Source organism: Pseudomonas sp. UBA5706 (assembly GCF_002419965.1).
Classification (GTDB): domain Bacteria; phylum Pseudomonadota; class Gammaproteobacteria; order Pseudomonadales; family Pseudomonadaceae; genus Aquipseudomonas.
Genome location: NZ_DIHC01000036.1, coordinates 150,723 through 171,078, shown reverse-complemented (window position 1 = coordinate 171,078; position 20,356 = coordinate 150,723). Strand labels below are relative to the sequence as shown.

Sequence of the window (20,356 nt, the reverse complement as noted above, 5' to 3'; positions counted from 1 at the left end):
ACTTTTCGTACAAAACCTAGATCCGAACGTGCTCAATGACAGATAAATCGGGGCAATGCTCGGTTGGCTTGGAAACGAGATAATCGCGTCCTGGTAATCCGGCGGATACGCCGGATAATCAGAATCTGCTCTGTTTTCGGGCCGGGTGGGTACACCCAAACCGCAGGCTTGAGCGTCACACCCTCGAGCGCCGGAATGCCCAGCACCGCATTGGGATCAGCCGCCGGTGTCCAAATAATTTCAATACCGTTGCCCATATCCGCGACCACCTGGTCGCCTCGGGGCTTGGCTTCGATGACCGGCACATTCTGCCAATCCGCTTTACCCCCGGTATAAAACCCGTACAGGTCAACTGAGCCGTCTGGAAGTTGCTTAAGCGTCACCCTAGCGCGGGTGTTGCTTTGAGTCAGTTCGACATATTGCGCCGATGAATAAAACGCGCTGTCGGGTGTGGTCCTGTTTGGCAACACCATGCCAATCATGATTTTCACATTCGGCGGGGCCAGCGCCGACAAGCTGCCCCCCAAGCGCTTTGCCAGCTCAATCGAGCTTCCAGAACCGCCAATCCACTCCAGCACGGTGCCCGCAGCGGAGACCGCGCTACCCGTGCCCAATACCTCGTAACTACCGTACTGCTTCAACGACTCCACAGGCACAAAGCCACTGTGATCGGTCACCCCATCCGGCAACGCGCAGGACTTCGCAAAAACGTAGCCCTTTTGCTCACCCTGCTCCCTCTTCTGCGCCTTCTCCCAGCGCTCATCAGCTTCCCGATCATTGCGCTCGCCTTTGGGCGCCTCTACGCCAGCGGCGCTCCGCTTCCCGCCAGTTGAAAGCAAGCCGTGAACCATCGTCTTTGCCTTCTCCCGGACCGTCCGCCATCACCAAATCAGCGTCCGGCTCTGCATCGACCCGCAACACGTTTTTCAACGTTCCTCCCGTAGCTACGAACCGGCGTTTGTGCGCTTGCCAGGTCAGCTCAAGAAACCATTCAGCATCCGCCGTCATGTCTCCCGGCTTGACGCTGTACTTCAGCGTTTCCGCCACCGCTCGCTGAAGCGCAAAGCCCATCGCATCCAATGACGTCTGGGAACCGTTGGGGATCGTTGCCTTAACCACTCGGACGTCCACAACTGGCACATAGTCCAATGTCATACACTCAGCCCATAGCTCAACCCAACGGACCTGCTTGACGTACTGACGAGTGAACCAACTAGGCGGAACCATCAACGTCCGTGCAAATGCGGATGTGCACTACCATCGCGGCCTCGTGTCACCTCTGTTGTGCGTACCCAGCCGAACACTGGCTTGAACTCGTTACGATCCTTCAATCGCTGCCAACCGGCACTCAAAGCCGTCAGCGTCTCTCCAAGCAATTGCGTACGGTTAGGGTGATGAACAGCCATATGGATGCTCCTGAACGATCCTGGGGAAGGATTGGTGGAACCGGGCTTGCCACATGAGTGAGTGTCTCCGATGGTGAAACAAGTGGGGGACGTGGGAAGACGCTAGTAAGGAAGCTCCTAAATTTTCCCCGCCGATTCACGCGGTAAACAAGGCCTCAGTCGAGGCCTTTTCTATGGATCATCGAACCCGCTCCTTCAGCGTTTCGGCGCCACGCTCCCTGACCCAGAACAATGTCGCTCCAGCCACCGCCGCAGGCATCATCAAGAGATTGACCACCGGGATCAGCAGCACCAGATAAACGATCCCGCCAAAGCTCATGCTTTGCCAGCGCTTGGCGCGCAGCCAGGCGAGCATGTCTTGCCAGCTCATTTTGTGGTTATCCGCAGGGTAGTCGATGTACTGAATGGCCATCATCCACACCCCGAACAACAACCAGAGCGGTGCGGCGATGATATTGACCACCGGGATCCAGGACAGGATGAACAGCCCCGTGGCGCGAGGCAGGAAGTAACCCAGCTTGCGCATTTCCCGGCTCAGGGTGCGAGGGATCATTTCGATCAGCTCACCCCAACTGAATGCGGGAAAGTCATCAGTGCCACGCAGCACCACTTCGACTTTTTCCGAGAGAAAGCCGTTGAAAGGTGCGGCAATGACGTTGGCGATCATGGTGAAGGTGAAGAACACCATCAGAATGACGAGCACCACGAACAGTGGCCAGAGAATGTAATTGAGAAAGCTCAGCCAGCCGGGCAGGGTCGGCATGAATGAGTCGACCCAGAGCCGGAATTCATGACCGGCGAAATAGATCAACGCGCTGAACAGCACCAGATTGATGGTCAGCGGCAGCAGGACGAACACGCGCAAGCCCGGGCTAAGGACCAGTTTCAGGCCCTCGCGCAGGTATTGCGGGCCAGACAGAGCAGGTGCAGGCATGGGGGTCTCCGAGCGATGAAAACGCGCCGACCATACCGGCTTTGCGACAACGGCGGTAGGCGGTTCCGGTCTGTGACATTCGCCGAAACAATCTTGCGTCGGTAAAGTCTATCGACCATACGTCAGCATGTGGATTGCCGGAATAGGGTCAGCCTATGAGCTGGATAATGAAACGGTATTTCCTTAATGTTCGCCGCCCCGATAAGCTTGCGGGCAACTTTTAGACCTATTCCATTCACTTTGAACCTCGAAGGAGTCGTAATGAGCGTTCTGGTAAACAAACAGGCCCCTGATTTCACCGCAGCGGCAGTCCTGGGTGACGGTTCGATCGTCGACAGCTTCCAGCTGTCTTCCCTGCGCGGCAAATACGTCGTGCTGTTCTTCTGGCCACTGGATTTCACCTTCGTGTGCCCCTCGGAAATCATCGCGCACAACAACCGCATCGCCAAATTCCGCGAGCTGGGCGTTGAGGTCGTTGGCGTTTCCATCGACTCTCACTTCACCCACGCTGCATGGCGTAACACGCCGGTCGAGAAGGGCGGTATCGGTGAAGTTGAATTCACCATGGTTGCCGACATCAAGCACGAGATCACTCGCGCTTACGGTATCGAACACGACGACGGCGTGGCGCTGCGTGGTTCGTTCCTGATCGACCAGGCTGGCGTGGTTCAGCACCAAGTGGTGAACAACCTGCCACTGGGCCGTGATGTGGACGATATGGTGCGTCTGGTCGAGGCGCTGCAATTCACTGAAGAGCACGGCGAAGTGTGCCCTGCCGGTTGGCGTCCAGGCCAGAAAGGCATGAAGGCTGACGCCTCAGGCGTTGCCGGCTATCTGGCAGAAAACGCCAAGAGCTTGTAATACCGTTGCTGCGACTGATGTCGCAGCTTCAGGATTTCAGGATGGGTGAGCGATTCTTTTCCTGCCCATCCGTTTATTCCAGCCGGTACGCCGGTTTAGACCACAGTAACTCCGACCACATGTCACGATGGCCGGTCGATAGGAGTGTGTCATGTCTGATGTACGTCATTCCCGAGTGATTATTCTCGGCTCCGGCCCTGCCGGTTACAGCGCTGCGGTCTATGCGGCCCGTGCCAACCTCAAGCCACTGCTGATCACTGGCATGCAGGCTGGCGGTCAATTGACCACTACCACCGAAGTCGACAACTGGCCGGGCGACCCCCATGGCCTGACCGGCCCGGTACTGATGGAGCGCATGCGTGAGCACGCTGAGCGTTTCGAGACCGAGATCGTGTTCGATCACATCAATGCCGTCGATCTGGCCGGTAAACCGTTCAGTCTCAAGGGCGATAGTGCTACCTATACCTGTGACGCGCTGATCATCGCCACAGGCGCCAGCGCGCGCTACCTGGGCCTGCCGTCCGAAGAGGCATTCATGGGCAAGGGCGTTTCCGCCTGCGCGACCTGCGATGGTTTCTTCTATCGCAACAAGCCTGTGGCGGTGATTGGTGGTGGCAACACGGCTGTGGAGGAGGCGCTGTACCTGGCCAACATCGCGAGCAAAGTGACGCTGGTCCACCGTCGTGACACATTCCGCGCCGAGAAGATCCTGATCGACAAGCTGCATGCACGTGTGGCCGAAGGCAAGATCGAGCTCAAGCTTAACGCGACGCTGGATGAAGTATTGGGCGACAACATGGGTGTGACCGGCGCGCGCCTGAAGAACAATGACGGCAGCGCTTCGGAGCTCAAAGTCGACGGCGTGTTCATCGCCATCGGCCATACCCCGAACACATCGCTGTTCGAAGGCCAGTTGGCCCTTAAGGATGGCTACATGGTCGTTCAGGGCGGTCGCGAAGGTAATGCGACGGCAACCAGTGTCAAAGGCGTGTTTGCTGCGGGGGACGTGGCTGACCACGTGTACCGTCAGGCCATTACCTCGGCAGGTGCCGGCTGCATGGCGGCGCTGGACGTTGAGCGTTATCTGGATGGGCTGGCGAACGCCTCGTTCTGATCAGACGCTGCACAGAAAAAAACCGGCTTTCATAGCCGGTTTTTTTTGGACTGCCGGATTGCTCCTTTCAGCGTTTGCGTGTCAGGGGGTTGGCACTGAATTTCACGCCTGCCAGCCCATGGGCAATTAGCGCACGGATATTGCCATGGTCACTTCCCTCAGGGGTCGCTGCTACCGAGCGATAGTGCTCGCCGAACGCCAGCAGGGCTTGTTCATCACTCAAGCCTTCCAGCAGGGCCAGGCCCAGCGTCTTGCAGGATCCTTCATTCTGTCCTGCGGCGTTGTCCAGCGGTCCGTTGCTGAAGGCTTGCGGCTGATAATCGTAGTTTGCCGCCACGAATGCCAAGGTATTGGCAAAAGCGTGGTCGCCGGTGTTCAGGCTGGCGCGCAGGGTGGTCAGGTCAGTCATGTTTCTGTTCCTTGGCGAACGCTGCTTGTTGCTCGGCGCTGGCTTCTTTCTGGTAGAGGGTTTTCCACTCGCTGTAGGGCATCCCGTAAACTACCTCTCGGGCGTCGTCGAGGCTGATGTCGATCTGCTTTTCATCGGCGGCGGCCTTGTACCATTTGGACAGGCAATTGCGGCAGAAACCGGAGAGGTTCATCAGGTCGATATTCTGCACGTCCTTGCGGCTGTCCAGATGTGCGACCAGGCGACGAAAGGCGGCGGCTTCAAGTTCCAGGCGTTGTTGCTCGGTCATGACGGGCTCCGTGCAAATGAAAGATGGGCGGATGATAAGAGTGCAAGGCGGGGTGGGCAAGGTCGGTTCGTCTCGCTCCGGCTTGCGCCAGGGCCGGCAGCCTTCGAGATCGTTATCTGCGGCTACCATACGGCCGCCAGGCAAGCGAACCTAGCGCTGTGCGGCCAGCGTAATCGACACCGAATCGGCAAAGCGCAGTGCATGGGGCTTGTCGACTTCCACTTCAGCGTATTGCACGGCCTTGTGACTCATGACCAGATCGAGCACTTCCTGAGTCAGGCGTTCGAGCAACGCGAAGCGATTGCTTTCCACGTGCTGGATGATCGTCTTGGTAATGGTGCGGTAGTTGAGTGCGTGATCGATATCGTTGTCGCGAACCGCTTCCTGAGCCGCGTACAGGATCGTCAGATTGATCAACACGTCCTGCTTGTTAAGGATTTCGTCTTCGTTGATACCGATGTAAGTGCGCAGGCACAGGTCCTTGACCCGGATGCGCGCGGTGCCTGGTTCGAGTCTAGGCATGGCCTACTTGCTCCGTCCGATCAGTTGCAGAAATTCCATTCGTGTCGTAGTCGATTCGCGGAAAGCACCCAGCATGACCGAGGTGTTCATGGTCGAATTCTGCTTTTCGACACCGCGCATCATCATGCACATGTGCTGCGCTTCGATGACCACCGCCACACCCGCTGCGCCGGTCACCCCTTGAAGGGCATCGGCGATCTGGCGCGTCAGGTTTTCCTGAATCTGCAAACGGCGGGCGAACATGTCGACGATCCGCGCAATCTTCGACAGGCCGAGCACTTTTCCCGTCGGAATGTAGGCGACATGGGCTTTGCCGATGAAGGGCAGCAGGTGGTGCTCGCACAGTGAATACAGCTCGATGTCCTTGACGATGACGATCTCATCGCTGTCCGAGGCAAACAGCGCTCCGTTGACGAGTTCTTCAAGCGTCTGGTCATAGCCATGACACAGGTACTGCATGGCCTTGGCTGCGCGTTTGGGCGTATCCAGCAAACCCTCGCGATCCGGGTCTTCACCCAGGCCAACAAGGATTTCACGATAGTGCTGTGGCAGTGACAGGGTCATCAAAGGTTCCTCGGGGCGGCTTACTTAATGTGCCGTCCGCCGTTTACGGTCAATGTTGTGCCGGTGATGTAAGGGTTATCCAGCAAATAACGCAGGCTTTGGTAAATCACCTCCGGGCCGGGCTCGATCCCCAAGGCCGATTTGGCCAGCGTGCGGGCGCGGTATGCCGCGTCGTCGTCAGGTTGAAACATCAGCATGGCCGCAGCGATGCCGTTGACCTTGATCTTCGGTGCGAATCTGGCGGCAAACGACAGCGTCAGGTTATCCATTCCTGCTTTGCTGGCACAGTAGGCGATGTGCTTGCTGCTGCCCTTGCGCGTGACGTCGTCACCGATGTGGATAATGTCCGCCTGCGCCGAGCGCTGCAACAGGTCAGCGCAATGCAGGTTGATGAGATAAGGCGCGAGCATATGCACATTGAACATACGCATGAACACATCCCCCTCGTCGCCTTCGGTCTCCGCTAGCCATTCGGAAGCGTTGTGTACGATGGCACGCAGTGTATCGGTCTGCTCCTTGAGGCGCGCTATGAAGCCCAGCACGCTGTCCTGCGATGAAAAGTCCGCCTGAATCGTGATCGCCCCCAGGGCCTCCAGCTGTTTTACACCAGGGCGTTCGGAGCGGTAGCTGATGATCACCGGCTGACCTTCACCCAACAACCGTTCTGCGCAATGCAGGCCAATGCGCTGGCTGGCGCCAGTGATCAGGACGGGGGCAAGGGCAGGGGAGGAGGCCATGGCAGCTCGCGCATAATCAGGGAAGAAAAAAACCGAAAGACCACGGGCGTATCGGCTCTGGATCGGAGCGCCGGTTGCTTGCATTGGGCCATCAGAGCTCGAACGCCGAGGGCAAAGTTAACCCAACGGTCAATGGTGCACAACATTTCGCATCGCTCCACGACTATTGCGCGTGACACGGTGCGTGCGAAGGGCTGCGGGTTTACCAGGTCACAGAAAGCGCTGTGCCCACTCTAAAAGATGGATGATCCGTCGTCCCTGGCTGGCTACCGCCGTGTGTACGGTGGGCCACGCTCATGGCCCGTGAAAGAAGCGGTGTCAGCGCGTAGAGGCAGGCTCGGTGGAAGCCGTCGGGAGTGGCGTGCTGCTGTGCAGCCAGCCGGACAACAAATGGGTCGATAGCGGGATGAACCAGAACACCATCAGCGGCGTGAGGATCAGGGTGCTGATCATGATCCGCGGCAGCAGTTCCAGCTGGCCCAGCAGCGGCCCCAGCACATAGTTGAAGATCAGCGACACCGGAAAGAATGCCAGCCAGATGGCGACAGCCTGTTTCCAGCGCGGCGGGCGTTGACCTGCGGTGCCGAACCAGCCATCCAGGCCGCGCGCGCGATGCACCGAGTTGTTCGCAAAAAGTCCGCAACCGCGCACCAACCAGGAGCGCCGGGATGCAGAATGCTCCCATGCGTGCATGGTGGCTTCGTCGGTGAAGCGAAATATTATCTGGAATTCGTCGTCTCCCGGAGGCGGGGCGAGGACGCCGGAACCCAGGTAGCCGGGGAAATCGGTCGCCAGCTGTTCGCCTTCATGCAACCAGGCAATGAGCTCCTGATAACGGCCATGGGCGACGCGACGGGCAACCATCAGCGTGACGGGTGAGGTAGACATTGTGTATCTCCGATAGACGAGTGAGCTTCCCGGGTAGGGAAATCACAGGCGCAACGCCGGGGTGGTGGCGCTGCGTCAGCTTCGCTGGAAGAAGCAAGCAAGGATTATTCCTGAATCCGCGCACAAAGCGAGAAGTCTTTGTCGATCCCGGTCCTCCTGCGTCCGATGGCAGATGTACAATCGAGGCTCCATGACTTCACGACGGACAACTCGATGAACCAGCTGCTCAGCGCTCCGAGCGATGGCAATGACGAACTGCTCCCCATTCGCGAAGTATCGCGCCTGACCGGCGTTAATTCGGTGACGCTGCGGGCTTGGGAGCGTCGTTACGGCTTGATCACGCCGACGCGTACCGAGGGCGGGCATCGCCTATACACCCGGGCCGATGTCGACACCGTGCGCAGCATCCTGTTGTGGAACGAGCGTGGGGTCGCCGTCAGCAAGGTCGGTAAGGTCTTGGCAGGTGCGCGCGCCCTCGATGCCAAGGTGATGGGGCCGCTCAGCGTGGTAGAAGGCGCCGAAGAGCGCAGCTGGCAGGCGCAGATACGGCAAGCGGTCAACGAATTCGATGAACACACGCTGCATGGGATTTACAGCCAACTGCTTTCACTCTATCCGCTGCCAGTGGTGTTCGAGGACGTGTTGATGCCCATATGGCAGGACTTCGTCTTGCGCCACGACGCGTTCGGGCAGGTCAGCGAGTGGTTGTTTTTGGACAGTTTCCTGCGGGTGCGCGCAATTCAGTGCCTAAAGCCGGCCTGTGAGGCTGGTGAATATCGCGTGCTGCTGGCGGCCATTCCCGGCGCTTGTCGGGAGCTGGAGTTATGGGTCGCCGCGCTGCTGATGGCTTCTGACAAAACCTCGGTCAGTGTACTGGCGCCCGGGCAGCCGCTGGAGGAGTTGGGCCTTGTCTGCGGGAAAATGAAGCCCGATGCCCTCGTGCTTTTTTCCGATCAAATGCCTTCGGCGGATCTGACCCGACGCTTGAAGCGCGTCGGTATGGGACTGGGTTGCCCACTGTTGCTGGCTGGAAAAACAGCCGAATTGGCTCAGGACAGTCTGCAAGGCTCGGTCATTGGCTGTCTGGGCAGTGACGCTGTGGTCATGCAAAGGCGTTTGCAGCAATTCCTGGCAGGACGGCTGGATACCTGATCGTCTGCAACGCGTAGGCGCACGGCCAGTGCGTTAAAGATGCATGGAAGGATGGATCTTGCGATGTTCCTGAAGGATGTACTGGCGCAGGCGCTCGGTGTCTTCCTTGCTGTGCTGGCTGAGTCGGTAGGCCGCCAGGCCCTGTTCCGTAAGGCGTTCAAAAGTGCCGCGCAGGGCGATGGGCGCAAGGCCTGCGGGCGTGAACCAGGCGGAAAACATTTTCGGCGGTTTGGTCTGCTTGCGAATTTCCAGCAGGATGCCCTTGAACGAAATTTCATGAACCCACAACGCAGTCAGCGCGCCTTTTTCGGTCTCCAGCGCGACGGGCTCAGGCAACGTCAGACGCCAGGGGCGAATGCGCGGGCCTTCTTCGAAAATGCTGGGAGCACCTAGCTCCAGGTGCAGCGCATGGAACTCGTCCTCAACCAGGTGCAGCGGAAAAGTCATCTGCTGGTTGTCAAATTGTGCCTGCAGGGTGACCTGCTCATGGGCCGCCAAACGCGTCAGCAGATCCTGAATCTGCACACCGCCATTCACCATCAAGCTACGGGAGCGGGATTTTTCCCGAACGTTGAGCTTGGGGTTGCGCTGCATGTTCTGGATGAAGGTGAGCTCATCCTGCGTGAGGATATCGTCGCGCTGCATGATCAAGCTCGATTAGGCGGTTATTAAGAAGATGACATCACGGCCGTTCATTGGTTACTGCCACTCGTCAGTTACAGAATGTTAGCGCTTTAACGCCTCAATCTCTAATCGGGCTTGTGCCAGTTCTGCCTGCAGTTTGACAACCTTCTGTTGCGTCAGCACGTGTTCGGTCACGTCTTTCTGAATACCAATGAAGTACATGAGCTTTTCAGCGTCGTTCAGCACCGGTGTGATCGACAGCTCATTCCAGAAAGAGCTTCCGTCCTTGCGATAGTTGCGCAGAATCTGACGACAGGGTTCACCTTTGTTCAACGCCTCGCGAATAACCCGCCGTGCGAACTGATCGCGATCGTCGCCCTGCAGCATCCGGCAGTCCTGATAAAGCACCTCGTCAGCGCTGTAGCCGGTCAGGCGCTCGAAGGCTTTATTGGCGTAAATGAGAATATTATCGTCACCCTCATGCTCAGCGATCACAATTCCATCGTTCGAGGCATCGACTGCCATTTGCATTAGCTTTGCGTTGATCATCGGAGGCTTCCGTGCGGTTTTGCAGAGCTGGCATTCTAAGACATTGTGTCGGTCTGGGGCATAATGCCGCACGATTTCAATCAGCCACAGGATCACACAATGAAAGTCGCCATTGTCTCGGGCTCGGTATACGGCTCTGCCGAAGAAGTTGCCCGACATGCCCAGCAGATCATCAGCAACGCCGGTCACGAGGTGCTGTTCAATCCGCGCGCAACGCTGGCCGATCTGCGCGCTTTTACGCCTGAAGCGTTTCTCGCCGTGACCTCGACCACGGGCCTGGGCGAGTTGCCGGATAACATTCTGGCGTTGTACTCGCAAATTCGTGACGTGCTGCCGGCTGAGTGGCGTGGTCTGCCTGGCGGTGTCATCGCGCTGGGAGATGCCAGCTACGGCGACACATTTTGTGGCGGTGGCGAGCAGATGCGCGAGTTGTTCATGGAGTCGGGCATTGAACAAGTACAGGAAATGCTGCGTCTGGACGCCAGCGAGACGGTCACACCGGAAAGCGACGCAGAACCTTGGCTGGCCGAATTCATCGTTAAAATCGGCGCCTGAGCCCCCGTGCCGGCGTTGTTCACGTGCAGGCTACTGACGAACGAGGGCCAGCCAGGCCTGCGCGGCTTTGGACAGATACGCGCCTTCGCGCCAGATAAAGGCGATGTCCCAGCGCAGGTTTGCCGGCGCCTTGAGCGTCACATGAACAACCCCGGGCCGAACCAGCGCGCGTGCCACTACCTGAGGCAACAGCACCACACCTTGCCCGGCAGCGACCAGCGCCGCCAAAAAGTCTGCCTGCCCGCTGCGTCCGCCCTCGCGAGGCGTGAAACCGACCTGCTGGCAGGCCTGAAGCAAGCGGTCGTTGAGCACGAAGCTGCGCTGATAAAGAAGAAAAGGTGTATCGGCGAGCTCACTCAACGCCACTTGCTTTGAATGTGCAAGCGGGTGGTCGGCGGGAAGCAGCGCATCCAAGGGTTCATCGCAAAAGGGCTGTGAAGCGAAGACCGGGTCATCCGGAGTCAGGCTCGCGCCCAGCTCCAGTTCGCCACTCATGACCGCCTGCTCGATGGCCCGGCTGCCGCCTTCGATCAAATGTACAGTGACGTTCGGGTACAGCCGTCGATACTCGGCGAAGGCCTTGGCGAATAGCGTGTCACTGCCCAGCATAGGCAAGCCCAGGCGCAGCTCGCCTCTTGCGAGATTGCTGAGATCGTCCAGTTCACGAAGCAAGCCATTGCGCAGGATGAGCATTTCTTCGGCGCGATGAAGCACCACCTTGCCCGCCGCAGTCAGGGCAACATGTGAGCCCTGCCGATCGAGCAGGGTCACGCCCAGGCTGTCCTCAAGTTGCGCGACCTGCTTGCTGACAGCCGACTGACTGATGAACAACGTTCTGGCCGCCTGGGTAAAACCACCCTCGCGGACCACCTCGATGAAACTGCGCAGCTGTTTGAATTCCACGTGAACACCGCTCCACTGAACTGCAGGATAAAGAGAGTCTGGAAGATAAAATTCCATTTTGGAATAGGGCCAAGTCTAACAATTCGTTTTTGGGATGGATCGTCAGTGGATAAACTGCGATTCCTGGAGGACTGAATGATCATGAAACGTTTGTATCGTCTCGCTCGGTTGATCGGTGAACTTGTTGCCTTGGTAGCGATTTACCAAGTGGGCTGCGAGATCGCACTGTGGCTGAGCCTGCCGATTCCCGGCGGGGTCATCGGCCTTGCGTTGCTGTTACTGGTTTTCGCCACCGGCTTGGTCAAGCCCTCGGCCTTGCAGACTGGTGCCGGTTTGCTATTGGCAGAAATGCTGCTGTTTTTCATACCGCCACTCATGAGTCTGCTGGACTACGGAACGCTGGTGCGCAACGAGGGCTGGAGGATCATGCTGGTGATCGGCTGCAGCACGCTGATGGTCATGCTGGTGACGGCATTCACCGTTGAGCTGGTATGCCGCATGAAGGATTCTTCGTCGCAGAGCGACGCATGAAATTCGAGCTGATGCCGATTTTCTGGCTCGTTGTGACCATCGCCGCTTACCTCTGTAGTCGCTGGCTGTATCGGCGCACGGGCCGCTATTTGCTGTCACCGTTGATTTTGGTCCCGACCGTGCTACTGGCCATTGCCGCACCGATGCACACCGCCTATGCCGAATACTCCACCAATACCCATTGGCTGATGCTGGTGCTTGGGCCGGTCACGGTCGCGTTCGCCGTTCCGATCTGGCAGCAGCGCGCGTTGCTCGCGCGCCACTGGCCGGCACTATTGGTCGGCATGCTGGCGGGCAGCGCGGCGTCCATTGCCACCTCGTTCGGGCTTTCCAAGGTGTTGTCGCTGGACACCTCGGTGGTGATGTCGCTGGTGCCGCGTTCCATTACCACGCCGTTCGCCATGCCGCTGGCCCATGATTTGGGCGGTGTGCCTGAGTTGACCGCCGTGTTCGTGATGTGCACCGGCGTATTCGGCGCGGCGCTGGGTGGCGTGCTGCTCAAATGGCTGCCGCTGCGTACGGCGCTGGCTCGCGGCGCTCTGTTCGGCGTCGGCGCGCACGGGGCCGGTGTGAGCCGCGCCCGGGAAGTGGGCGGCGAGGAGGGGTCTGTAGCCGGGCTGGTCATGGTGCTTACCGGCCTGCTCAACCTGTTCGCGGCCCCGCTGTTGGTCTGGATGCTCTAACGGACGTGCGATAGGGCCTTCTCGCTGCGTCTGACCCGGCAGGTCACTAAGCTGGCTGCCAAGGCAAGTACCGCTTTTATCCCGGCTGGCTAGACTGCTGATCCACTAGAGCAGAACAAGTGCCGGGGAACGTCGATCGTGAAAGTCGTGCAGGTAGCTACCGATACTGTCAGTTACATCAAGCGGATCGTGAAGGATCGGGTCAGCGCCGCTGAAGGGCAGGCGGACACCCCCTTGCCGGGGCGCACGCCATGATCGCAGGCGTCACCTGCAGCGTCGGAGACAGGGGTGGGCAGTCGGCATGGCCGGCGTTGTTGCGCAAACTCGAGCAGTCTTCGCCGCGGTACGCCCAGTAATGCGGCTTGCGGAAATACCCCTCTGCGTCTGGCGCACCCGCGGCCATGACTTTATGTTTCGCGGGCAGAAAATTCGTTATTGGACGGCGGGGCACGGCGCCCCCTTGCTGCTGATACACGGTTTTCCTACCGCCAGTTGGGATTGGCACTACCTGTGGCAGCCCTTGTCCCGGCAGTACCGAGTGATTGCTTGCGACATGCTCGGTTTCGGCGATTCGGCCAAACCTCGCAATCGACACTACAGCCTCCTGGAGCAGGCCGATCTGCAGCAGGCGTTGCTCGATCACCTGCAGGTCCATCACCCCGTGCACCTATTGGCCCATGACTACGGCGGCAACGTTGCCCAGGAGTTGCTGGCGCGCCATGACGAGGGACTTTTCGACGTCGCGAGCTGCGTATTTCTCAACGGCGGGCTGTTTCCCGAAAGCCACCGGCCACTGGGCGTTCATAAGCTGCTGCTCAGTCGACTGGGCTGGCTGGCGAGCCGGCTGTTCGACCGTGACAGCCTGGATCGGTATTTCACCCGCACCTTAGGCGCCGATACGCGGCCAAGCGAAAGTGAGCTGGATGACTTCTGGAGCCTGATCTCCGCAGGACGCGGTCATCACATCCTGCACCGGTTGATTCGCTACATGCCCGAGCGCATGGCCCTGGGTGATCGCTGGGTGCAGGCGATGCAGCGCAATCGGGTACCTATGCGATTCATCAACGGCGGCGCTGACCGGGTCTGCGGCCAGCACATGCTTGAGCGCTATCGTGAGTTGATTCCCAACCCTGACACCGTCTTGCTGGCAAACATCGGCCGCTATCCCCACACCGAGGCGCCTACGCTGGTCCTGCGTGGCTACCAGGCGTTCCGTGCCACCTTTGCCGACACGCTTGCTGACATTGCCGTGCCGCACTTAACGCAAAACGGCAAGCCCGCGAATCATCCCTTTACGTTATCGAGCGCCATTCAGGGCGCCTCGTGTTGATTGTGACCCGCCCTTGAGTAGCTGACACTCGTGACAGTTAGCTCGGGCTCGAGCCTTGCGCCCAGCGGCATTGGGCCGCCAGTTGGCGCGAACAAACACCACCGCGGGAAGAACGGGATGAGTGAAACCTTACATTTCAACGACAAGGTCGTGATCGTTACGGGCGCCGGCGGCGGGCTGGGCCGCGCGCACGCTCTGCTGTTCGCCAGGCATGGCGCGCGAGTGCTCGTCAATGACCTGGGTGGATCGGCCCACGGCGGCGGGGCCAACACGTCGGCCGCAGATCGAGTAGTGGCAGAGATTCAAGCATTTGGCGGCCAGGCCGTGGCCAACTATGATTCGGTTATCGAGGGCGCCAAGATCGTGCAGAACGCTATGGATGCGTTCGGTCGCGTCGATGTGGTGGTGAACAATGCGGGCATCCTGCGCGACAAGAGTTTCGCGAAGATGGAGGACACCGACTGGGACCTGGTTTACCGGGTGCATGTCGAAGGTGCTTACAAAGTTACCCACGCTGCCTGGCCATATCTTCGCCGGCAGAATTACGGTCGGGTCATTTTCACCTCGTCCACCTCCGGCATCTACGGCAATTTCGGCCAGTCCAATTACGGCATGGCCAAACTAGGCCTTTACGGCTTGACCCGTACCCTGGCCCTGGAAGGGCGCAAAAACAATATCCTGGTGAACGCCATTGCGCCCACCGGCGGCACGCGCATGACCGAAGGCCTGATCCCGCCCGGCGTGTTCGAACGGCTCAAGCCGGAGCTGGTCAGTCCGCTGGTGGTCTATCTGGGCAGCCATCAATGCCAGGACAGCGGCGGGCTTTACGAGGTGGGTGGCGGGTGGATCGGCAAGGTTCGCTGGGAACGAAGCCTGGGCGCCGGATTCGACCCTCGTTCAGGTTTCTCTCCAGCAGACGTCGCTGAGCAGTGGGCCACGATCAACGACTTCAGTGACGCCGCACACCCGACGGACAACGTGGAGGCGTTGAAGGAAATGATGGCGAACTTGCAGAAGTTTGCGGGGTAATGAGCTGGTTGAATCGGTCAGTTCGGGGATCGGACTGGCCGTTTTTGCACGGGGTATTTACTTATTTGTAGGAACACTTTTCTTATCGGCAATGATTCCGTGTTCAGTTCTTTTCCTCATATTCACCTCCGATGTCCTACAGGTTCTGAAGACCGACGGGGTCTTTGGCGTGGTTGACCAAACATTTTACTAAGTTCAGGAGCCGCTCAGAGAATATGCAGTGGCTCCAGACCCCAGGTTTAACGTTAAGTCGAAGCTTAGTCCTGTTGAATAGATGGTTTAGCAAAAGGCCGACAGTATTGAGCGGATGAAAACGTTTCCAAGGTCAAAAAACGTGGAGGGTTGAATATGACCTGCTGGTTTGATGCTGGGCATGCCGGTAACCGCCGCTGAGAGAGATCGCGGCCAGATCGGCGGCAAGCGGCAAAGGTTAAGGGTTGACACCGCTCTACCGTCAGTACGTCTGATTCCAGGCAAAAAAAAGCCGCTGCAGCGGCAGCGGCTAAACAAGACGTCAGATCCAGGAGCTTGAAAATCTACGTCGGGAAATCCTGATAAAAGGCTGAGGCGTTATCGCAATCAGACAAAAAATCGGAATCTCCAGTTCACGGCGGGGTAGCCGCGAAGTGGGAGAATCATAATTTTTTTCGCGATGCATAAACATAGTCTTTTATGACATGGAGTATTACTCAGTCGGCAACAATTGCGGCGTTTTCCCAGCCTTCCCCGTGCTTTTTCCTACACCTACTAGCGCAGGTTAAGAGCTGAAAATATAAATATGTAACGCAGTCCCGTTCTAGGCTCCTCTTCTAATAGCGCCTCACTTTCATCGCTCATCGTTGTTCCCGACCGGCTGGATGCCGCAACGGGATGAGCGATTTACATTGGAGCTACCCATGCACGCCCTTATTGATTCTTCCTCTACCTCAAGAGCATCTCAAACCTTCGATCAGATCGCCCAGCAGTTAACGAAACTGGCGCAAGCCAGTTCAGGTTGCCAGCAGGTCCTGGCCCAGCGCCAGAGCTTGCGAGGGTGGGCATCGTCGCTGCTTCGTGAGCGAATCAGGCATTCTCGTCCGCACATCGGGCTGCGCGTTTCCAACCCCGACGCGCTTTTTTTCAACCAACGTAGCGCTGATGGCTCGGTGTCCTCGGTCGCCATGACCGACTTGCTGATCGACGCGATGCGCAACCTCAAACCTGTGACGCAAGCAGTAGGCGCCGGCTTTCACACGCGGCACGCAACACTTGACCGCGCCTATGCCCTTCCCGACACCCAGAACACGCAGTTGATAGAGGTTATTAACAAGCTCATGCCCACCCTGTGCGCGGCTTATGAGCAGTATCATCGCGGACAGTGGCAATGCCGGGTTGCCCACCCTGTCGATTCGCAGCGTACGGACACAGCTGTGCGGATGGTGGAGCAGCTACAGCGCGAAGCACTGATGAGCGAGATTGAATTGCTCGGCTTGACCGCAGCCATGAGTGCTGCAGAGCAGAGCCGCTTGTCCAGCGTCGTGCATGGCGGTAACACCGATGGCGTCTTCGGGGTGTCCTGTACGCTGGCGAACGGTAGGCAAATTACGCTGCCGTCCGTGTACGTCGTCACTCAATCTGCCCAAACGTCGAACGAGCCTTCAGGTGTGGTGTTCCTGGTGTTGCCATGCCGGGGAATCGAACGCGTGGAGTCGATAGCAGTTCTGCGCGAGACCCTGAGCCGCCGGTTAAGCGGCGCGGATCCCGATCCGCACTATGTCGATAACCTATGGCTGTACGACAAAGGTCGGCTCATCAACGAACAGTTTATCTCTCCTGACGCCTGGAAGTTCACGCCGCGCAACTGTTCGTTGCTGGACGATCATGTGAAATCGGTGCAACGCAAGCAGGAAGGGGATCTGAACTTCCTCATGCAGCAACCGAGTCTTGATGATGCCGATTTTCACGCCAGTCTCGAACGCGTGCAGCTGTGCACTTACCTGGACGACGCAATGGGGCATCGCTTCAATCTGCTGTCAGTCAGGGCGGAGGCCTTGGTGCAACCTGATTGGCGCAAGTACGCCAAGCTTTCGGACAAAAACCATCTGCTGGCGCTAGAAGAAAAGCATCGGGCACTCAAAGGCAACGTTGCCGAACGCTTGGCGGACATAGAGTCATTTGCCGTCTTTGCTTACAGCGAGCTCACTCACTACATGCAGAAGACTCTGGGCTGCATGATCGACCCCACCAAGGTGATGATTACCCTGCAGGACAGCATCCGGCTTGGCGGCGGACAGGACCTGAAACCGAGCTATCGGAAATCACTGTTCGAATTCGCCGTCGAGGGCATGCCGGGCCTCGACGGGAAGGTGGGCTTCGAGCCTGCGGTTGATCAGATTCACGCCGACTTTTCCTACGAATTCGTCACGACGATGATGAAAGACCTGAACCTCCATCATCGCTACGGGACTGCTATGCGTGACGCTTATGCCGACCCGGAGAACCTGCGGGCAATGGTCATGCATCGTGACAGTGCCATCGCGTTGAGCGCGTTCACCGCGTCGATGCAAGGCCACATGATTCAGGACCGCAGCCATGAGCTTCTGGCCATGATCCGCGGCGATAAAAGCAAGCTAGGCTCCAGCTACAGCATGGGCAGTCTTTATCTGCTGGAAACCCATACACGGTTCAATGACCTCATTGTCTTTGCGGACAAGACTCAGACCTCCGAGCATTTCGTTTTGTATGCGCCCGGCGCTCCAGGTGGCCAGGACTTCTTCGAGTTCAGTTCCTGGCGCCAGCTATGTTTCGGCGTTGGGGGCTGGTTGGCAACGGGGTCTGGCCGGGCCTACATTCACGAGCAGCTGGCCAGCCCGACAGAACGCGGACACAGTGCGGCGGTCAACGATGTTCAACTCAAGCCTGCGCTGTGGGGGGCCAATAGTTGTCTTTTCGTGCGCTGCCAAGGCACGACGTTTGAAAGCAATCTGGCTCAACTGATCACTCAAAAAGTGGCGCGATCGGTGCACGCGGCGCAAGTCACCGCGCCGCAAACCGACAGCGAGAACTCATTTGCCAGCCCAGCCGTTGTGGCGCTGATGGACGCCCGCATCGAAGCGCTTAATGCCGAATTCATAAAGCTCAGCCCTGGCTTGATCGACTTCCGCAGCTATGTTCACCAGCAGACATCCCGCTTGCTGAACGATTTTTTGTGTGGCGCGGGTTACACGCGTCACGTTGATCCTGACACCCTCTATGTCGGTCTCGGTTTGCCTCGCCGTGACACCCCGGAGTTCGGCGATAACTCTGAGTTGCACCAGCTGACTCAACTGATGATGGAGGGGAGCAAGGACATCCTTTCGCATCGGCCACACATTCATCTTTATTCCTCGACAGGGCTGGATGTCAGCGAGTTGCCGATTCGCCTGATCCACTTCATGGACAAGCAGGTTCGCGGCGCAGACATGGGCGCCCGGTACATGGACTTTCTGGAAGAGACCTTTCTGAGCCGCAATGACCCTGTGTATGCCCGCCGCAAACTGCTGATGGCCAAGCGTGTTCAATACGAAATGACGCGAGGGGCGCTCAAAGAGTTTATGCGCGGGGAATTGACAGAATCCCAGTATTCCTGGCTGCGGCAGACCATTGTCGCGCTTGACCAGAATGCCCTGCCTTCGAGTAAGACCACAGGTGTTTCAGCGTTCAGGATCGCCAACCAGATTATCGAAGGCGTGTTCATATTTCGCGATTTCAGCCGAAACGATCCGGCCTACAACCTTCTTTACACACCTAACGCACCAGACGGCATCCACTTCAGGCCCGTAACTGATTATGCCCGGTTGCTGGAATCGGCTCAGATGCAGAATTACTGCTATCGCCGTGTTGCTTACATGGGACAGCCGATGGTCGGAACCTTTCTGGAACGGCTGCAGCGGGGCGGCAAATTCGATGAAGGATTCATCCGGATCGTGAATCGCTTCGAATACCGGATCATGGATGCGGAACGCCTGTACGGCGACATGATTGAACGCATGATTGCTGACGTCGATGCGCAGACGGTGAGCCTGGCCGAAGTGCGACTCGCCACCGCATGGACCGTCATCCAGTGGTTGGGCAACGTGTTACTGGTCCCATTCCCCGCAGCCCGTATCGCTTGGGGAATTTTCACCAGTGCCGTCAAGGTTTACCAGGGCGTGGACGCCTACCTGTCCGGGGACCGTGCGGCCGCTTTACCGTTGTTGATTGACGGTGTGATAGGCATCGTTTCCGGCGGGAACAAGTTCCGAAAACTATTCAGTGCTGCGCAGCTTGCTGCGACGGGGGGCGGGGTTCCTGTGGGTGTCTGGATCTGGAGCAAGCGAGAGTTCGAGTCAAAGATGCAGAAAGCCGTCAATGAATACCTCCGAGGGCAGGCAAAGTCACTAATCTTTGGGTAAGCCTGATCCGCTGTATCGGGTCGTCGCTTAGCAACAGCGCGTGCTCCAGGTCGTAACGTTCGGCCTGTGGACACTCCAGGGTTTGGTACAGGCTGGCACGGGCGAGGTAATCGCTGGTGTTGGCCTGTCCCAGTTCGAGGACACGGTTTGCGTCCTTCAAGGAAGCCAGCGGATCGTTATTAATCTGATGCAGATAACGCAGATTGCGCGAAAGACGCTGCAACATCGCTTGGGGAGTTGCCATACGCAGATGTTCGGCCTGCAGTCGCATGTCCGGTCCGAATTGGCGTAGCAGCAATTCGCGACAGTCCTTGGGGTACAGTCTGCGCCCCCCACAAGGGTCCAGGGCATGGTCGGCGCCGGGTACCCGCAACAGGAAATGACCGGGGAAGTTCACCCCTTCCAGAGGGATCTCCAGGCGACGCGCAAGCTCAAGTGCAACCATCGCCAGCCCTAGCGGCTGGCCCCGCCGTCGATCGACGATCTTGTCCAGCAAGGCCACCTGCGGTTTGGGCTGGGCGAAGTCATCTTGCTGAAAGCCAAGCGTGGCCATCTGTCGCAACAGCAGTTGAGCGAGTTCTGGGGGCGCAAGCATTGGCAACGTGGCGCTGACCTGCCGCTGGAGTTGGTCGACCCGCTGCAGCGTTTCCCGAGGATGGATTTGGGCATCATGCTCCACGGATATCCACAATCCCGCTTCAAAGGTCAAAGGCGGCTCGGCACGTACGCAGTCGAGGCATTGCTGGCGTGGATTCATCGGCTTCTCAAGTCGGATCAGGCGTCTGACATGTGATCCTGGAAGGTTTCGTTGTAGCCCCCGTCGCCGTGTTCGTCCAGTACCGATTGCCGGTCCCGCTTTTTCGC

The 20,356-nt window shown here is 58.3% G+C and carries 22 protein-coding genes and 2 pseudogenes; 10 read left to right on the top strand and 14 right to left on the bottom strand.

What is annotated here, in order from left to right:
- From B3I26_RS28910 to cysZ, 4 genes and pseudogenes are all read right to left on the bottom strand, one after another.
- Positions 1-473 (bottom strand): annotated as a pseudogene (locus tag B3I26_RS28910) (S-type pyocin domain-containing protein); the annotation flags it as partial.
- Between the two features lie 301 nt (positions 474-774).
- Positions 775-1,227, bottom strand: coding sequence for a protein rep (locus B3I26_RS17775; RefSeq protein ID WP_296259499.1), 453 nt, complete (start codon positions 1,225-1,227; stop codon positions 775-777).
- On the bottom strand, positions 1,227-1,406 hold the full coding sequence (locus B3I26_RS17770) for a protein rep (protein WP_296259498.1): 180 nt from the start codon (positions 1,404-1,406) through the stop codon (positions 1,227-1,229). The genes B3I26_RS17775 and B3I26_RS17770 overlap by 1 nt, the downstream gene beginning before the upstream one ends.
- A 178-nt stretch (positions 1,407-1,584) precedes the next feature.
- Complete coding sequence (gene cysZ / locus B3I26_RS17765) at positions 1,585-2,340, bottom strand: sulfate transporter CysZ (protein WP_296259497.1); 756 nt, start codon at positions 2,338-2,340, stop codon at positions 1,585-1,587.
- 261 nt (positions 2,341-2,601) lie between these two features.
- On the opposite strand from cysZ, the gene B3I26_RS17760 reads away from it, so the two are divergent.
- The gene (locus B3I26_RS17760) at positions 2,602-3,201 is read left to right on the top strand and encodes a peroxiredoxin (RefSeq protein WP_296259496.1); all 600 of its coding nucleotides are present in this window, start codon (positions 2,602-2,604) and stop codon (positions 3,199-3,201) included.
- Positions 3,202-3,352: 151 nt separating this feature from the next.
- The gene (trxB, locus tag B3I26_RS17755; protein WP_296259495.1) at positions 3,353-4,315 is read left to right on the top strand and encodes a thioredoxin-disulfide reductase; all 963 of its coding nucleotides are present in this window, start codon (positions 3,353-3,355) and stop codon (positions 4,313-4,315) included.
- A gap of 67 nt (positions 4,316-4,382) precedes the next feature.
- Here trxB and B3I26_RS17750 read toward each other — a convergent pair whose 3' ends face one another.
- The 6 genes from B3I26_RS17750 to B3I26_RS17725 form a co-directional block, all read right to left on the bottom strand.
- Positions 4,383-4,724 carry a HopJ type III effector protein gene (locus tag B3I26_RS17750; protein ID WP_296259494.1) on the bottom strand — a complete coding sequence of 114 codons (342 nt, stop codon included), beginning with the start codon at positions 4,722-4,724 and terminating at the stop codon, positions 4,383-4,385.
- The gene (locus B3I26_RS17745; RefSeq protein ID WP_296259493.1) at positions 4,717-5,013 is read right to left on the bottom strand and encodes a DUF1244 domain-containing protein; all 297 of its coding nucleotides are present in this window, start codon (positions 5,011-5,013) and stop codon (positions 4,717-4,719) included. The genes B3I26_RS17750 and B3I26_RS17745 overlap by 8 nt, the downstream gene beginning before the upstream one ends.
- Positions 5,014-5,163: 150 nt before the next feature.
- Positions 5,164-5,535: a dihydroneopterin triphosphate 2'-epimerase gene (gene folX / locus B3I26_RS17740; protein WP_296259492.1), complete on the bottom strand. Its 372-nt coding sequence runs from the start codon at positions 5,533-5,535 to the stop codon at positions 5,164-5,166.
- Positions 5,536-5,538: 3 nt separating this feature from the next.
- On the bottom strand, positions 5,539-6,099 hold the full coding sequence (folE, locus tag B3I26_RS17735; RefSeq protein ID WP_296259491.1) for a GTP cyclohydrolase I FolE: 561 nt from the start codon (positions 6,097-6,099) through the stop codon (positions 5,539-5,541).
- A gap of 20 nt (positions 6,100-6,119) precedes the next feature.
- Positions 6,120-6,836 carry a dihydromonapterin reductase gene (gene folM, locus B3I26_RS17730; protein ID WP_296259490.1) on the bottom strand — a complete coding sequence of 239 codons (717 nt, stop codon included), beginning with the start codon at positions 6,834-6,836 and terminating at the stop codon, positions 6,120-6,122.
- A gap of 318 nt (positions 6,837-7,154) precedes the next feature.
- On the bottom strand, positions 7,155-7,724 hold the full coding sequence (locus tag B3I26_RS17725; protein ID WP_296259489.1) for an antibiotic biosynthesis monooxygenase: 570 nt from the start codon (positions 7,722-7,724) through the stop codon (positions 7,155-7,157).
- Positions 7,725-7,937: 213 nt separating this feature from the next.
- Here B3I26_RS17725 and B3I26_RS17720 point away from each other — a divergent pair, with 213 nt between their 5' ends.
- On the top strand, positions 7,938-8,876 hold the full coding sequence (locus tag B3I26_RS17720; RefSeq protein ID WP_296259488.1) for a MerR family transcriptional regulator: 939 nt from the start codon (positions 7,938-7,940) through the stop codon (positions 8,874-8,876).
- A gap of 33 nt (positions 8,877-8,909) precedes the next feature.
- On the opposite strand, the gene B3I26_RS17715 is transcribed toward B3I26_RS17720, so the two are convergent.
- Positions 8,910-9,521 carry a hypothetical protein gene (locus B3I26_RS17715; RefSeq protein WP_296259487.1) on the bottom strand — a complete coding sequence of 204 codons (612 nt, stop codon included), beginning with the start codon at positions 9,519-9,521 and terminating at the stop codon, positions 8,910-8,912.
- A gap of 81 nt (positions 9,522-9,602) precedes the next feature.
- Entirely contained in the window at positions 9,603-10,049 is a 447-nt protein-coding gene (locus B3I26_RS17710) for a PAS domain-containing protein (protein WP_296259512.1), read from the bottom strand.
- 99 nt (positions 10,050-10,148) lie between these two features.
- Between B3I26_RS17710 and B3I26_RS17705 the strand changes: the two genes are divergently transcribed.
- Positions 10,149-10,604, top strand: coding sequence for a flavodoxin (locus tag B3I26_RS17705; protein ID WP_296259486.1), 456 nt, complete (start codon positions 10,149-10,151; stop codon positions 10,602-10,604).
- A 30-nt stretch (positions 10,605-10,634) separates the two neighbouring features.
- On the opposite strand, the gene B3I26_RS17700 is transcribed toward B3I26_RS17705, so the two are convergent.
- Positions 10,635-11,507: a LysR family transcriptional regulator gene (locus B3I26_RS17700; RefSeq protein WP_296259485.1), complete on the bottom strand. Its 873-nt coding sequence runs from the start codon at positions 11,505-11,507 to the stop codon at positions 10,635-10,637.
- A 141-nt stretch (positions 11,508-11,648) separates the two neighbouring features.
- On the opposite strand from B3I26_RS17700, the gene B3I26_RS17695 reads away from it, so the two are divergent.
- The 6 genes and pseudogenes from B3I26_RS17695 to B3I26_RS17670 all read left to right on the top strand — a co-directional run bounded on the left by B3I26_RS17695 (position 11,649) and on the right by B3I26_RS17670 (position 19,492).
- Positions 11,649-12,038: a CidA/LrgA family protein gene (locus B3I26_RS17695; RefSeq protein ID WP_296259511.1), complete on the top strand. Its 390-nt coding sequence runs from the start codon at positions 11,649-11,651 to the stop codon at positions 12,036-12,038.
- The gene (locus tag B3I26_RS17690; RefSeq protein WP_296259484.1) at positions 12,035-12,721 is read left to right on the top strand and encodes an LrgB family protein; all 687 of its coding nucleotides are present in this window, start codon (positions 12,035-12,037) and stop codon (positions 12,719-12,721) included. Before B3I26_RS17695 ends, B3I26_RS17690 begins: the two co-directional genes overlap by 4 nt.
- Before the next feature lie 233 nt (positions 12,722-12,954).
- Positions 12,955-13,077 (top strand): annotated as a pseudogene (locus B3I26_RS17685) (class II aldolase); the annotation flags it as partial.
- Positions 13,077-14,051 carry an alpha/beta fold hydrolase gene (locus B3I26_RS17680; protein WP_296259483.1) on the top strand — a complete coding sequence of 325 codons (975 nt, stop codon included), beginning with the start codon at positions 13,077-13,079 and terminating at the stop codon, positions 14,049-14,051. The pseudogene B3I26_RS17685 and the gene B3I26_RS17680, both read left to right, overlap by 1 nt.
- 117 nt (positions 14,052-14,168) lie before the next feature.
- Positions 14,169-15,080, top strand: a complete 912-nt coding sequence (locus B3I26_RS17675) for an SDR family oxidoreductase (protein WP_296259482.1) — start codon at positions 14,169-14,171, stop codon at positions 15,078-15,080.
- An 896-nt stretch (positions 15,081-15,976) separates the two neighbouring features.
- Positions 15,977-19,492 carry a dermonecrotic toxin domain-containing protein gene (locus B3I26_RS17670; RefSeq protein WP_296259481.1) on the top strand — a complete coding sequence of 1,172 codons (3,516 nt, stop codon included), beginning with the start codon at positions 15,977-15,979 and terminating at the stop codon, positions 19,490-19,492.
- Here the strand turns inward: B3I26_RS17670 and B3I26_RS17665 are convergent.
- Positions 19,446-20,249 carry a SirB1 family protein gene (locus B3I26_RS17665; protein WP_296259480.1) on the bottom strand — a complete coding sequence of 268 codons (804 nt, stop codon included), beginning with the start codon at positions 20,247-20,249 and terminating at the stop codon, positions 19,446-19,448. The genes B3I26_RS17670 and B3I26_RS17665 overlap by 47 nt on opposite strands.
- Positions 20,250-20,356 lie beyond the last annotated feature (107 nt).